Source organism: Streptomyces sp. NPDC004561 (assembly GCF_053602155.1).
This window is the reverse complement of the sequence record NZ_JBSGDB010000248.1, coordinates 1-12,697: the sequence shown is the minus strand read 5'-3', so window position 1 is coordinate 12,697 and position 12,697 is coordinate 1. Positions and strand designations below refer to the sequence as shown.

Sequence of the window (12,697 nt, the reverse complement as noted above, 5' to 3'; positions counted from 1 at the left end):
GTCGGCGGCGCCGGATCGGCTCCGGCGCCGCCCCACGTCCGCTGGTCCTCTCGTCTGCTAGTCCTCCAACCGAGCGAGGTACATGGTCACCTCGGCCGCGACCACGATCTCGTCGAACTCGGGTGTCTCCCACACAGCGAGCTCCGGCTCCATGGGTTCACCTCCTCTCTGCCCGAAGGGCGAAGGCTCCGGTCGCGCGTCAGGACGGTTCCGGAAGGGCGAAGACGAGCAGGGCGCTTCCGTGGCCCGCGCCGAGCATGCCGGGGAGGAACCCCTCGGCCCAGGCGCCCCAGCCGACCGGTACGGCGATGTACTGCCTGCCCTCGACCATGTAGGTGGTCGGGCTGCTGTGGTGACCGCTTCCGCACTGGAACTGCCACAGCAGTTCCCCGGTGCGGGCGTCGAGCGCGTTGAACTCGCCGGAGGGTTCACCGGCGAACACCAGGTCACCGCCGGTGGCCAGCACCGAGGCGCACATCGGCAGTTCGTTGCGCCAGCGCCACTTCTCCTCTCCGCTGACGTCGAACGCGCTGATGGACCCGGCCATGTCCTCGATGTCCACCTGCACGCCCGCGCCCCAGTACGGGATGCTCTCCTTGAACTCCCGGCGACGCCGGGTGGCGGTGGCGCCGGTGTCCTGGACCGGGACGTAGAAGAGCCCGGTCTTCGGGCTGTAGGCCGCGTGGGTCCATTCCTTGGCGCCGGCGGGACCCGGGTAGAAGTGGACCGGTTCTCCCTCCTTGTCCGGGTACACCTTGGCCGTCACCTGGCCGTCCCTCGTGATCGCCCCCCAGGTGATGCGGTCCACGAAGGGGGTGATCTGGACCCTCGCGCCGTTCGTGCGGTCAAGGACGAAGAAGTAGCCGTTCTTGTCGAAGTGCCCCAGCAGTTTGCGCCCGTCGTGCTCGAACAGGATGCACTCGGCGATGCTGTCGTAGTCCCACAGGTCGTGCGGGGTGCACTGGTAGTGCCAGCGGATCTGACCGCTGTCGACGTCCACGGCGATGATGCTGTCGGTGAAGAGGTTGTCGCCCTCGCGGACGGCTCCGTCGAAGTCGGGCGCCGGGTTCCCGGTGCCGACGTACAGCAGGTTCGTCTCCGGGTCGAAGGTGCCGGTGAGCCAGCAGTTCGCCCCGCCCCGCGCCCAGGCCTCGCCGTCGGCGGGCCAGGTCTCCGCCCCGGGCTCCCCGGGCTTCGGCACCGTGTAGCAGCGCCACTGGTGCTCGCCGGTTTCGAGGTCGAACGCGTCGAGGTGGCCGCGTACGCCGAACTCGCCGCCGGAGCTTCCGACGATGACCATGTTCTTCACGATCAGCGGGGCGACCGTGGCGCTCTCCCCGGCCCGGACGTCTCCGTAGGTCTTGTCCCAGACCTGCTTGCCCGTGGTGGCGTCGAGTGCGAGCACACGCGCGTTCGCCGTGACGAAGAAGACCTTTCCCTGCGCCACGGCCACCCCACGGTTCACGTTCCCGCAGCACAAGGACACGTCGAAGGGGACCGCATGCTTGTACCGCCAGATCTCCACGCCCGTCTTGGCGTTCAGGGCCCAGACCCAGCCGTCCCAGCCGGAGAGGAACATGACCCCGTCGACGACGATCGGGGCGGCCTCGAACGAGTAGGTCGACGCGCCCGCGATCAGTCCGGTCGTCCCGGCCTGGAAGACCCACGCGGGGACCATCCGCTTGACGGTCTCCGTGTTGATCTGGTCCAGCGGGCTGTACCGCTGTCCGTCGTAGGCGCCGTAGTAGGTGAGCCAGTTCTGGGGTTCCTCGCGTGCATGGAGGATGCGTTCGTAGTCGACGCCGGCCACCACCGGCGGCGCGACCTCCCCGCCCGCGATCTTGCCGCTCAGGTTTCCCTGGTCGACGGCCTCGCCCGCGTCCACATAGTCGACGGTCATGTGCTCGGCCTCCTTCTTCTCACGGTCGTGGCTGTTCGGGACGGTCGAGGCGAGCCTCCGGAGGAGCGTCCCCCAGGACGACGATGGCCCCGGTCAGCCCTCGGCCCTCGTCATTGCCCGTGGGCGAGCCGAACCAGTAGTAGCCCGGTCCGTCGAGGTTGAGGTTCGCGTGTCCCCGTGAGTGGTTCACCAGCCAGATGAACTTCCGGTCGCCGTTGCTCGGGAGCAGCGCGCAGTGGGTGTTCTGGTCGTCGTTGATGAGTTCGAGTTCGATATCGCCTCCGTGCGGCATGACCAGAATTTCGGGATCCCAGGTCAGTTCATCCGGGTGAATGCGAATGGTGGCCTTCATGTGGCCGCCCGATTCCTCGGTGGCCCGGCCGATGCTTCCGGTGCCCAGCACCTGACCCAGCGCCGCTTTGTTCTGTGTGTTCAACCCGATCTGGTCCATCAGGTCGGATCGCTCCTGCGCGGTCGTCATCGGGGCTTCACTCTCCTCGTCCCAGAGCTTTCTCGGGAAAATTCTCCGAATTGACCTCGAAGTTCTTTTTCTGCGTCGCTCGACGCCCGGATGCAATCAGCACCACTGGTGCGTGCCATGCCGGACGAATCACATCGAAAGTGGATTAATTGGCGATCAAGAAACACGCTACGCCGGACGAATCACACCGACAAGTGAGATCGACGGTCCGGGCCGCCTCACGCCGTTCGTCCGCGACCAGCTACCGTTCGCGCCCGATGTGCCACCGTCAGGCCCCCGGGGAGAAGTCGAGCGAGGTCGTACCGATCGAGGTTCATGGTCTTGTCCCACGCGGCGACGAAGTCCCGCACGAACTTCTCCCGCGCGTCGTCACTCGCGTAGACCTCCGCGACGGCACGCAGCTCGGAGTGCGAGCGGAAGACGAGGTCGACGCGGCTACCGAGCCACTTGACCTCGCCGGTGGCGCGGTCGCGGCCCTCGAAGGTTTCCGCGGCCTTGGATGTCGGCTGCCATTCCGTGCCCGCGTCCAGCAGATTCACGAAGAAGTCGGTGGTCAGCGACCCGGGCGCCGAGGTGAAGACACCCAGCTGTGAGTGCCGGTAATTGGCGTCCAGCACCCGCAGGCCGCCCACCAGGACGGTCATCTCGGGCGCGCTGAGGTTCAGCAGGTTCGCGCGGTCGACCAGCAGGTGCTCGGAGGGCAGCCGGTTGCCCTTTCCGCGGTAGTTGCGGAACCCGTCCGCGGTCGGCTCGAGCGGGGCGAAGGACTCCGCATCGGTCCACTCCTGCGTGGCGTCCGTGCGTCCCGGGGTGAAGGGGACCCGGACGTCCTGGCCGGCGGTCTTGGCGGCCTGCTCGACTGCGGCGGCTCCGCCGAGCACGATGAGGTCGGCCAGCGAGATCTTCTTGTTCCCGGTCTGGGACGCGTTGAAGGACTCCTGGATCTCCTCCAGGGTGCGCAGCGCCTGTGCCAGCGTGTCGGGCTCGTTGACCTCCCAGCCGCTCTGCGGCCGGAGGCGGATGCGCGCGCCGTTCGCCCCGCCCCGCTTGTCGCTGACGCGGAACGTCGAGGCCGACGCCCACGCGGTCGACACGAGCCGGGAGACCGAGAGGCCGGAGGCGAGGATCCGGCTCTTGAGCGCGGCGATGTCCGCCGCCCCGACGAGCTCGTGGTCGACAGCGGGGACCGGGTCCTGCCAGATCAGCCTCTCCCGGGGGACGAGCGGCCCGAGGTAGCGCTGGATCGGGCCCATGTCGAGGTGCGTCAGCTTGAACCACGCCCGGGCGAACGCGTCCGCGAACCGGTCCGGGTTCTCCAGGAAGCGCCGCGAGATCGGCTCGTAGACCGGGTCCGACCGCAGGGCGAGGTCCGTCGTGAGAATCGTGGGAGCGTGTCTCGCCGACGGGTCGTGGGCGTCCGGGACGGTACCGGCCCCGCCGCCGTCCCTCGGGATCCACTGCCACAGACCGCCGGGGCTCAGCTCCAGGTCCCACTCGTAGCCGAACAGGGTCTTGAAGAAGTTGTTGTCCCATGTCGTCGGGGTGGGTGTCCACGTACCCTCGAGCCCGCTGGTGACGGCGTCCCCGCCCTTTCCGGAGCCGTGTCCGTTCTTCCAGCCCAGGCCCTGCTCCGCGAGGGGAGCGCCCTCGGGTTCCGGTCCGAGACAGGCTTCCGGGTCGGCCGCGCCGTGGGTCTTGCCGAACGTGTGGCCGCCCGCGATCAGCGCGACGGTCTCCTCGTCGTTCATCCCCATGCGCCGGAACGTCTCGCGGATGTCGCGGGCCGCCATGAGCGGGTCCGGGACGGTGTTCGGCCCCTCCGGGTTGACGTAGATGAGGCCCATCTGGGTGGCGGCCAGAGGACTCTCCAGCTGCCGGACGCCGCCGTGGCGTGCGTCGTCGAGCCAGGCCCGCTCCGGGCCCCAGTAGACGTCCTCGTCGGGCTCCCAGACGTCCGCCCGGCCGCCGGCGAAGCCGAAGGTCGTGAAGCCCATCGTCTCCAGGGCGCGGTTGCCCGCGAAGATCATCAGGTCGGCCCAGGAGATCTTGCGGCCGTACTTCTTCTTCACCGGCCAGAGCAGCCGGCGCGCCTTGTCGAGGTTGCGGTTGTCCGGCCAGCTGTTCAGCGGCGCGAAACGCTGCATGCCGGCGCCCGCGCCACCACGGCCGTCGTCGACGCGGTACGTCCCGGCGCCGTGCCACACCATCCGGATCACGAGCGGCCCGTAGTGGCCGAAGTCGGCCGGCCACCACTCCTGCGACGTCGTCAGCACCCGGTCGACGTCCCGCGCCAGAGCGTCGAGGTCGAGCGTCCCGAACTCCGCGGCATAGTCGAAGTCCTCGCCCATGGGATCGGCCACGGCGGGGTGTTTCCGGAGGATCCCCAGATCGAGCCGGTTCGGCCACGCGTCGCGGTGGTTCGCGCCGCCCGTGGGGTCACGGCGGTGCCCGGCCGGGACGGAGATGCCGAGGCCGCCCGCGCTCCCCGCGCTCGTCTCGCCGACGACGGCGTCCGGACTGTCGGACACGGGACTCCTTCCAGGGACAGAGGGTGTGCCGGGTAGGTCAGATGCCCAGCGCGCGACGCACGGCCGGCGTGTTCCGCCGGGAGACCGGCACCATCTCCTTCGTCCGGTCGTCCATGACCAGGGACAGCTCGCCCTTGGGCCCGCGCTCGATCTCGCGGATGCGGCTGAGGTTGACCAGGTACCGGCGGTGCACCCGCAGGAAGCCGACATCCGCCAGCTCACCGTCGAGTTTGTCGAGGCTCGAAGAGGCGGCTCGCAACCGTCCCTGATCGGTGGAGAGCCACACGTCGCTTCCCCGCGATTCGGCGAAGGAGACTTCCGGCAGCCGCAGCAGCACCATCCGGTTGTCGCGCAGCGCGACCACTCGGTGCGGCGGCGTCCGAGGGCGCGTGGACCTGTCCGCCTGCGGCAACTGCACCCCGTCGGAGACGCCGAACGAGACCAGGTTCCCGATCAGGTGCCCGGACGAGAAGACCGGTCGGATGCTGATCGATGTCGGCTCGTCGGCGGGATGCGCGAAGATCCGCGTCGAGCCGACCCAGCCGGGATTGTGGGCTGCCTGACCGGTGGCATGCCGGGCGGCTGCGATCAGTTCCGGCAGCCCGGGGTTCCACCGCAGCGTGGGGTCGACCGCCGGGGTGGAGGCCGGGACGCCCAGGAGCACGCTCGCCATGTCGTCGGCGATCACCACCTTGCCCGCGGTGTCCACCGCGGCGAGCGCCGCGCCGGAGCGTGTCCTGGCCTTGGTGTAGGCCGCGACCAGCTCCGCCCCGCTGTACCGGGCGCGCCTCTTCAGCGGGTGCTGGGTCATGGTGGCCGCGTTCGCCAGCCAGCTTTCCGCGGACTCGGGAAGCTGGCTGCGCCAGCAGCAGATGCTCAGGACCGCGATCGGCTCCTTGGTCACCACGTCACGGACCGCGATGCCCGCGCAGACCCAGTTGTGGAACGCCTGGCACCAGTGCTCCGCGCCCCTGATCGGCACCGGGCCGTGCGTCTCGAGCGCCGTGCCCATGCCGTTCGTCCCGGCCGCGCACTCGGCCCAGCAGAACCAGGGCGCCAGACGGGAGGCGTCGGCTCTGGCGAGCGTGGCTTGATCACCCCACTCGGCCAGGATCCGGCCGGTGGCATCGGTGACGGTGACGACGCCGCCGAGGTTGCCCACTTCATGTGCCACCGAGGAGGCACGAAACCCCAGCTCGGCGAATACGACGTCGTGCTCGGGCGCATGGCCGGGCTCCGCGACGGCCGCCGGGGCCTGGGTGAGGTGAGGATCGATCCGGTACTGCTCGCGGCAGCGACTCCACGAGACCGCCACCAGGGGGCGGACGCCCGGGACGTGATCCTCGCCCTGCACGAACCGCTCCCACGCGGCGAGTACGGGGCCGTTGCCCAGGTTCGCCGAGACGGGCTCGAACCGAGATGCATTCCTCATGGTTCAGAACCGCCCTTGGTTCATCCCCAACGCCCGACGGCGTGCACACGGTCCGCTCGGGGCGCCGCTCGTCGCGGCCGGACCCACGGCGGGCCGGGCACTACGTCGCACGTCTTCCTGCGTGGTCACTCGTTCCAGGCCGTGTCACAGACCTGCATCCCCCACCCTAGGCACCGTTGTCGGGCTGCGCACGTTCCTCCCTGGGCGGGGTTCCTGGCGCGGCAGCGGCCGGCGCACCCGGGCATGGTGCTCGGCCGCGGACACCGCCGGGCGCAGGTGTGGGGAAGGCGAGCAGCCAGGGAGGCCGCGCCCTTACTCCCCGAGCACCAGCCGCTCCAGCGCCACCCGGGCCCGCGCGTCGGACCGTGCACGGGCCGCGACCGCGACCGCGAGCTCCCGCACCCACTCGTCGAGCGCCACCGGGCGCCGCGAGAGCACCACGCCGCGGACCTCCTTGCACACCTCGCCCTTGGGATGCCCTCCCGCCAGGTCGAGCACGAGACGATGCTCGCCGAGGAAGACCTCGACCCGGGTGACGCGGCCGTCGCGCCCCGCGAGCCGGTCGGCCATGCCCCGTTTGCGCTCGACGGTGACGGAGCCCGGCGGCAGCGCCTCCGAAAGGGTCCCGGTGAGCACCTGGGCGTAGACCTCCAGGTCGGCGGCGTCCCTGCGCAGCGCGGCCGTCAGCAGGTCGATGGAGTCCGATTCGCCGTCGGGCTCGAACGGGACGGGGTCGTGTGGCGAGGTCATCGCGGGGCCTCTCGTGGTGTGCGGTTGGTCCGAGTCTGCTGGGCCCGGTGCTCAGCCGTCCAGGCTGAGCACCATCGTCGGGCGCTCGATGACATGGTCCTCGCGCAGCGGTCGTACGGCCGTGCCGATCGCGAAGAACTCGGTGGTGTGACCGCCCCAGCGGTGGTTGTGCGAGTTGAGCTGTACGCCGACGATGCCCTCCGCTCGCAGTTCCTCCGCCTCGTGCTGCATCCGCGCCATCGCCAACTCCCGTGCGTCGTACAGCGCCTGCGTGAACTGCTCGATCTCCACGTTCTTGCCGATGTTGGAGAACATCTGCCCCATCTTCTGGTGCGCGATGTGGTAGACGCAGGTGCCCATCACCATGCCCAGTGGGGCGTAGCCGGCGCGGATGAGCGTCCAGAAGTCCTGACCGTTGAGGTCCGAGGTGAACGGCTGGCCCTTGAGGTTGCGCCAGCTGCCGCCGTTGCCGCCCGGCGCCGGGTGGTCGGCCTTGACGGCGGTACCGATCGCGATGAACTCCGCGATGTCGCTGCCGAACTCACGGGCCTCGACGCTCAGCCGCACGCCGACGATGCCGTCCGCGCCCAGCTGGGCCGCCTCCGCCTCCATGCGGGTCATCGCCAGCTCACGGGCGTGGTACATCGCCTGGCTGAGCGTCGTCAGCTCCTGGTTCTTGCCCCAGCGGCCCATCTGGATGCCCACGTGATAGATCGAGCTGCCCAGGACGAGACCGATGGGCCGGAATCCCGCCTCGCGCACCAGCAGGAACTCGTTGACCGACAGGTCGCTGGTGAAGATCGAACCTGGCTTGCCCGGCTGGAGCTCGGCCAGCCGCCGCATCGCGTCCGCCGGCACGCCCTGGGCGGACATGCCGTCAGGGGTGCCATCGGCGGGATCGAAGACGCTCATGAACGGGTTCCCCTCATCGCATATCAGTGGCGGTGCGGCGCATGGTCCGCCGACGTCGTTCCGGGTCGAGCGGCATCACGGTGAGTGTGCGGGGCGGCTCCTCGCGTGCCGTGAAGCGGGCGACGGTGGTGCCCAGCAGCGTCGCCTCGGCCACATGGTCCTTCTGGTCGTCGTTGCTCCGGCGCATGCACGACTCGCCCCAGATCCGCAGGTGGCCGGCGGAGAGGATCACGCCGTCGCCGCCCCGCCGCCCGGTCTGCGCCCGCAGGTGCGCACGGGCGTCGGAGCGCACTGCCTGCACGAGCTCGCTCCAGCCGCTGACCTCGGTGTTGTTCCACGAGCGCGTCTGCGCGCGGGTGCGGTAGTCGTCGTGGCGTACGCCGATGGACAACCCGTAGAGCAGCTCCACCGGGACCCATCCCGCGGTCACCAGCTTCGCGAACCCCTGGCCGTCGAGATGGCAGGTGAACGGCTGCGGCGCCCGTACCGCCCCGGCCGCACGCACCGCGGTCCCGATCACCTTGAACTCCAGGCAGTTGGGCTGCGCCACGAAAGGCGCCACGGTCAACTGCGCCGCGACGACGCCGTCGCCGCCGAGAGCCGAGCACTCGGCGGTCATCCGGTCGAGGGCCGAGTGACGCGCCCGGTCGAGCACCTCGACGAGCCCGGCGGACGGGGCGCCGTGTCCGGAGAGGGCTATGGGCGCCGGGGCGCTGCTGAAGGCGTACTGCATGCCCCCGTAAAGACAGTCGTGATAGCCCCAGTAACGGCCGCTGCGGCCCACGTGGTAGACGGCCGAGCCCATGACCTGGCCCACCGGCTCGAACCCCACGGCGCGCAGTGCGGCGAACTCACCGGTGGACAGCGCCGAGGACCACGTGCCACTGCCCCGCACCTCCGCGATACGCGCGGCCGCCGCCGGGGGCAGCCCAGCCCCCGTCCAATCCCCGCTCATGGACACCAACTCCCCGCCTCATGCCCTGCCCAGGGCACAGCGGGTCGAGTGTATGCCCGGGCCCTCGGACCGGCCGAGGTGAGGTCGACGCCGACGAGCCCGATGGCATCGACGGTGGCGGCCCGCTCACCGACTCCCCGCCGCCGGCGGTGGGGGGCACTGCGCCATATGGGCGGCGCATGCGCATCAGACCGGCCGTCGGGTGGTAAGCCTGGCAGGTGTCCGAGCGTGTCAGCGTGACCGCCGTTCACACAGGCGACGATCAGGAGTGAGGATGCTCGCTGCCCCCGCGTCCCACCCATCCGGCGACGACCGGCGCCCGCGGTTGCGACAGCGGTGGCGCCAGGTGCTTCAGGACCACACCGGCCCCACCCAGCGCTCGCTCATGGCGTCCTGGCTCGGCTTCGGCTGCACCTTCGGCACGGCACGGCTGATCACGCACGGCATCAGGAGCGGCTGGTTGCCCTGGGGCAACATCTCCGCCGGCGGCACACATCTGCACCACTACAACATCGGTATCGCCACCCTCGCGGGCATCGGGCTCGTGGCAGTGCGCGGGGACCAGGCCTATGTCGGTCATCCCGGGGTCGGCGCCCTGTACGGCGCGGGCTCGGCGCTGATCGCCGACGAGTTCGCCCTGCTGCTGGACCTGAAGGACGTCTACTGGGCCAAGGAGGGACGCATCAGCGTGGACGTGTCTCTCGGCATCCTCAGCGCGCTGGGTCTCTACCTGACCGCGGCGCCGTTCTGGCACGAGATCACCAAGGTCACCGGCAACCACGTCCGTCGAAGCCTCGCCTCCTGACCGCCACGGAATTTCCATACGAAGATTTTCATAGGGTGCCTATATAGGAGAGTGATACTTAAAGTGTGGATCACTCCTCCGAAGACGCGGACGCCCGGCAGACCGCACGCGCGCTGGCGGAGACCGCCTCGGCCGTGATCAGGGTCGTGGCGGACCGCCGTGGCATGAGCTTCACGACCGCCTGCACCCTGGCCCGGCTCGAACGCGAGGGCCCCCTGCGGCTCACTCTCCTGGCGGCGGCGGAGGGCGTGGCCCAGCCGTCGATGACCCAGTTGGTGCAGCGGCTGGAGCGCCAAGGCCTGGTCCAGCGCATCGGCGACGAGTGCGACGGACGAGTGACCCTTGTCGCGATCAGCGACACCGGACGGGAGGTGCTCGCCGAGCGTCGACAGGCGCGGGACGCCGGTCTGGCCGATCTGGTGGCCGCGTTGCCGGACGACGACCGACGAGCACTGGGCGCGGCGATGCGCGTCGTCGCTCCGCTCGTCCAGCGCATGCTCGCGGACGCCCCGCGGCCGACTCCCCTGACCGAACGGCGAGACGACGGGAGCGAGGAATGACGTCCAGGGAGACCGACCACATACCCGGCGCCGCCGGCAGGACGGAGCGCCGTCGAGGACTGATCGGCTCGGATCATCCCGGCTACAAGTGGGTGGCGCTGACCAACACCACGGTGGGCATGCTCCTCGCCACCATCAACAGTTCGATCGTGCTGATCTCGCTGCCCGGCATCTTCACCGGCATCCGCCTCGACCCGTTGCAGCCCGCCAACGTCAGCTACCTGCTGTGGATGCTGATGGGCTACATGCTCGTCACCGCCGTCCTGGTCGTCGCGCTCGGCAGGCTCGGCGACATGATGGGCAGGGTCCGCATCTACAACGCGGGCTTTCTGATCTTCACCCTCACCTCGGTGGTCCTCTCGCTGGACCCCTTCCACGGCGGCGGCGGGGCGCTGTGGCTGATCGGCTGGCGCATCGTGCAGGCCGTCGGCGGTTCGATGCTGATGGCCAACTCCGCGGCGATCCTCACCGACGCCTTCCCCCTGCGGCAGCGCGGCATGGCGCTGGGGGTCAACATGGTGGCGGGCATCGCCGGCTCGTTCCTGGGGCTGGTGCTCGGCGGCGTCCTCGTCACCTGGAACTGGCGCTCGATCTTCTGGGTCAACGTCCCCATCGGTCTGATCGGCACGGTGTGGGCGTACAAGTCCCTGCACGAGACCGGTGTGCGCAGGCCGGGGCGGATGGACTGGTGGGGCAACATCACCTTCGCCGTCGGCCTGACCGCGCTGCTCGCCGGGATCACCTACGGCATCCAGCCGTACGGCGGTCACACGATGGGCTGGACCAACCCGTGGGTGCTGGCCGGGCTGGTCGGAGGGGCCGCGCTGCTCGCGGTCTTCTGCGTCGTGGAGATGAAGGTCGCCGAGCCGATGTTCCCGCTGCGTCTGTTCCGCAACGCGGCCTTCGCCGGGGGCAACGCCGCCACCCTGCTGGGCGCCGTCGCACGGGGCGGACTGCAGTTCATGCTGATCATCTGGCTCCAGGGCATCTGGCTGCCGCTGCACGGCTACGACTACGCCGACACCCCCCTGTGGGCGGGCATCTACATGCTGCCGCTGACCGTCGGCTTCCTGCTCGCCGGGCCCCTCTCCGGTGCGCTGTCCGACAAGTTCGGCGCGCGGCTGTTCGCCGCTTCGGGCTTCCTCGTGATGGCGCTGTCCTTCGCCGGGCTGCTCGTCCTGCCCAGCGACTTCTCCTACTCGGTGTTCGCCGCCCTGATCCTGCTCAACGGCCTGGGCGGCGGGCTGTTCGCCGCTCCCAACACGGCGATCATCATGTCGAGCGTGCCGGCCGACGCCCGCGGCGCCGCCTCCGGCATGCGCGCCACCTTCCAGAACGCCGGCATGGTGCTGTCCATGGGCGTGTTCTTCTCGCTCATGGTGGCCGGGCTCTCCGGTACCCTCTCCCACACCCTCACGTCCGGGCTGACCGCCCAGGGCGTCCCGGCCGGCGCCGCCCACAGCGTCGGGCAACTGCCGCCGGTGGGCGTCCTGTTCGCCGCGTTCCTCGGGTACAACCCGATCCAGCACCTGCTCGGTCCGGCGATCCTCGGCCACCTGTCGCCCTCGGGCGCGGCGCATCTCACCGGACGGGAGTTCTTCCCCCATCTGATCTCGCAGCCGTTCCACGACGGCCTGGTCGTGGTCTTCTCCCTCGCCATCGCCATGTCCGTGGCCGCCGCGCTCGCTTCGCTGATCCGGGGTCGCGCCGTGGACGCGACGAGCGAGAGCGAGAGCCCGTCGTCTGCCCCGGACCCGGCCGTGGAGGGCCCCTCGGCCGGGGTGCTGCGCGGCCGGGTGCGCGACAGCGCGGGACAGCCCATCGCCCGTGCGGCCCTCACCCTCGTCGACCGATCCGGCCGGCAGCGAGCGCTCGCCAGGACCGGCGAGGACGGCACCTACACGCTGGCGACGCCGGAACCCTCCTCGTCGTACACGCTGGTCGTGTCGGCCGTGGGACACCGGCCGGGCGCCGTGCGGGTGATCTCCGGGCCCGAACCGGTCGTCTCGGACGTCACGCTGGCCGGCATGGGCACCGTTCATGGGACCGTGCGTCACCGGCACACCGGCCTCCCCGTTCCCGACGCGCGCATCACCTTGCTGGACACCTCGGGCGAGGTGGTGGCCTCCGCGCTGACGGTCGTCGACGGCACCTACACCCTGCACAGCCTGGCCCCGGGCGCCTACACCGTCGTCACCTCCGGTTACGCACCGGTAGTCGCCGACGTGGCGCTGAGGGCAGGGGACGACCGGGAGGTGGACCTCCGCTTGGGGTACGGCGGGACCGGCTGACGAACGGCGCATGAGGAGGCCGGCACCCCGGCCGGAAGTCCGTTCCTCCCGGTGATCACCCGCCGGCGCGGTTGATCGCGTCC

Annotated in this window: 11 protein-coding genes; 3 read left to right on the top strand and 8 right to left on the bottom strand. The window is 70.2% G+C overall.

Annotated elements, in window-relative coordinates; all coding sequences use genetic code 11:
* Window positions 1–57: 57 nt before the first annotated feature.
* The 8 genes from pqqA to ACWEN3_RS27750 form a co-directional block, all read right to left on the bottom strand.
* Window positions 58–153 (bottom strand): pyrroloquinoline quinone precursor peptide PqqA, encoded by a 96-nt coding sequence (gene pqqA / locus ACWEN3_RS27785; RefSeq protein ID WP_452976198.1) that lies wholly within the window; start codon window positions 151–153, stop codon window positions 58–60.
* A 46-nt stretch (window positions 154–199) separates the two neighbouring features.
* Window positions 200–1,900: a PQQ-dependent dehydrogenase, methanol/ethanol family gene (locus ACWEN3_RS27780; RefSeq protein ID WP_452976196.1), complete on the bottom strand. Its 1,701-nt coding sequence runs from the start codon at window positions 1,898–1,900 to the stop codon at window positions 200–202.
* Window positions 1,901–1,919: 19 nt separating this feature from the next.
* The gene (locus tag ACWEN3_RS27775) at window positions 1,920–2,381 is read right to left on the bottom strand and encodes an MSMEG_3727 family PQQ-associated protein (protein WP_452976194.1); all 462 of its coding nucleotides are present in this window, start codon (window positions 2,379–2,381) and stop codon (window positions 1,920–1,922) included.
* Between the two features lie 218 nt (window positions 2,382–2,599).
* Window positions 2,600–4,909, bottom strand: coding sequence for a catalase/peroxidase HPI (gene katG / locus ACWEN3_RS27770; RefSeq protein ID WP_452976193.1), 2,310 nt, complete (start codon window positions 4,907–4,909; stop codon window positions 2,600–2,602).
* Window positions 4,910–4,946: 37 nt separating this feature from the next.
* Window positions 4,947–6,341, bottom strand: coding sequence for a LytTR family transcriptional regulator DNA-binding domain-containing protein (locus ACWEN3_RS27765; protein WP_452976191.1), 1,395 nt, complete (start codon window positions 6,339–6,341; stop codon window positions 4,947–4,949).
* A gap of 312 nt (window positions 6,342–6,653) precedes the next feature.
* Window positions 6,654–7,091 (bottom strand): hypothetical protein, encoded by a 438-nt coding sequence (locus ACWEN3_RS27760; RefSeq protein ID WP_452976189.1) that lies wholly within the window; start codon window positions 7,089–7,091, stop codon window positions 6,654–6,656.
* 51 nt (window positions 7,092–7,142) lie between these two features.
* Window positions 7,143–8,003, bottom strand: a complete 861-nt coding sequence (locus tag ACWEN3_RS27755; RefSeq protein WP_452976187.1) for a heavy metal-binding domain-containing protein — start codon at window positions 8,001–8,003, stop codon at window positions 7,143–7,145.
* A 13-nt stretch (window positions 8,004–8,016) separates the two neighbouring features.
* Window positions 8,017–8,958 (bottom strand): heavy metal-binding domain-containing protein, encoded by a 942-nt coding sequence (locus ACWEN3_RS27750; RefSeq protein ID WP_452976185.1) that lies wholly within the window; start codon window positions 8,956–8,958, stop codon window positions 8,017–8,019.
* A 274-nt stretch (window positions 8,959–9,232) separates the two neighbouring features.
* On the opposite strand from ACWEN3_RS27750, the gene ACWEN3_RS27745 reads away from it, so the two are divergent.
* The 3 genes from ACWEN3_RS27745 (at window position 9,233) to ACWEN3_RS27735 (ending at window position 12,614) form a co-directional block, all read left to right on the top strand.
* Window positions 9,233–9,763, top strand: coding sequence for a hypothetical protein (locus ACWEN3_RS27745; protein WP_452976183.1), 531 nt, complete (start codon window positions 9,233–9,235; stop codon window positions 9,761–9,763).
* Between the two features lie 65 nt (window positions 9,764–9,828).
* The gene (locus ACWEN3_RS27740) at window positions 9,829–10,323 is read left to right on the top strand and encodes a MarR family winged helix-turn-helix transcriptional regulator (protein ID WP_452976181.1); all 495 of its coding nucleotides are present in this window, start codon (window positions 9,829–9,831) and stop codon (window positions 10,321–10,323) included.
* A 119-nt stretch (window positions 10,324–10,442) separates the two neighbouring features.
* Entirely contained in the window at window positions 10,443–12,614 is a 2,172-nt protein-coding gene (locus ACWEN3_RS27735; protein ID WP_452976200.1) for an MFS transporter, read from the top strand.
* Window positions 12,615–12,697: the final 83 nt, after the last annotated feature.

Bases quoted from the DNA above. Each gene is read 5' to 3' on its own strand.
- ACWEN3_RS27745 (WP_452976183.1), top strand. From the start codon at position 9,233: ATGCTCGCTGCCCCCGCGTCCCACCCATCCGGCGACGACCGGCGCCCG.
- ACWEN3_RS27750 (WP_452976185.1), bottom strand. From the start codon at position 8,958: ATGAGCGGGGATTGGACGGGGGCTGGGCTGCCCCCGGCGGCGGCCGCG.
- ACWEN3_RS27755 (WP_452976187.1), bottom strand. From the start codon at position 8,003: ATGAGCGTCTTCGATCCCGCCGATGGCACCCCTGACGGCATGTCCGCC.
- ACWEN3_RS27735 (WP_452976200.1), top strand. From the start codon at position 10,443: ATGCTCCTCGCCACCATCAACAGTTCGATCGTGCTGATCTCGCTGCCC.
- ACWEN3_RS27765 (WP_452976191.1), bottom strand. From the start codon at position 6,341: ATGAGGAATGCATCTCGGTTCGAGCCCGTCTCGGCGAACCTGGGCAAC.
- ACWEN3_RS27775 (WP_452976194.1), bottom strand. From the start codon at position 2,381: ATGACGACCGCGCAGGAGCGATCCGACCTGATGGACCAGATCGGGTTG.
- ACWEN3_RS27780 (WP_452976196.1), bottom strand. From the start codon at position 1,900: ATGACCGTCGACTATGTGGACGCGGGCGAGGCCGTCGACCAGGGAAAC.
- pqqA (WP_452976198.1), bottom strand. From the start codon at position 153: ATGGAGCCGGAGCTCGCTGTGTGGGAGACACCCGAGTTCGACGAGATC.
- ACWEN3_RS27760 (WP_452976189.1), bottom strand. From the start codon at position 7,091: ATGACCTCGCCACACGACCCCGTCCCGTTCGAGCCCGACGGCGAATCG.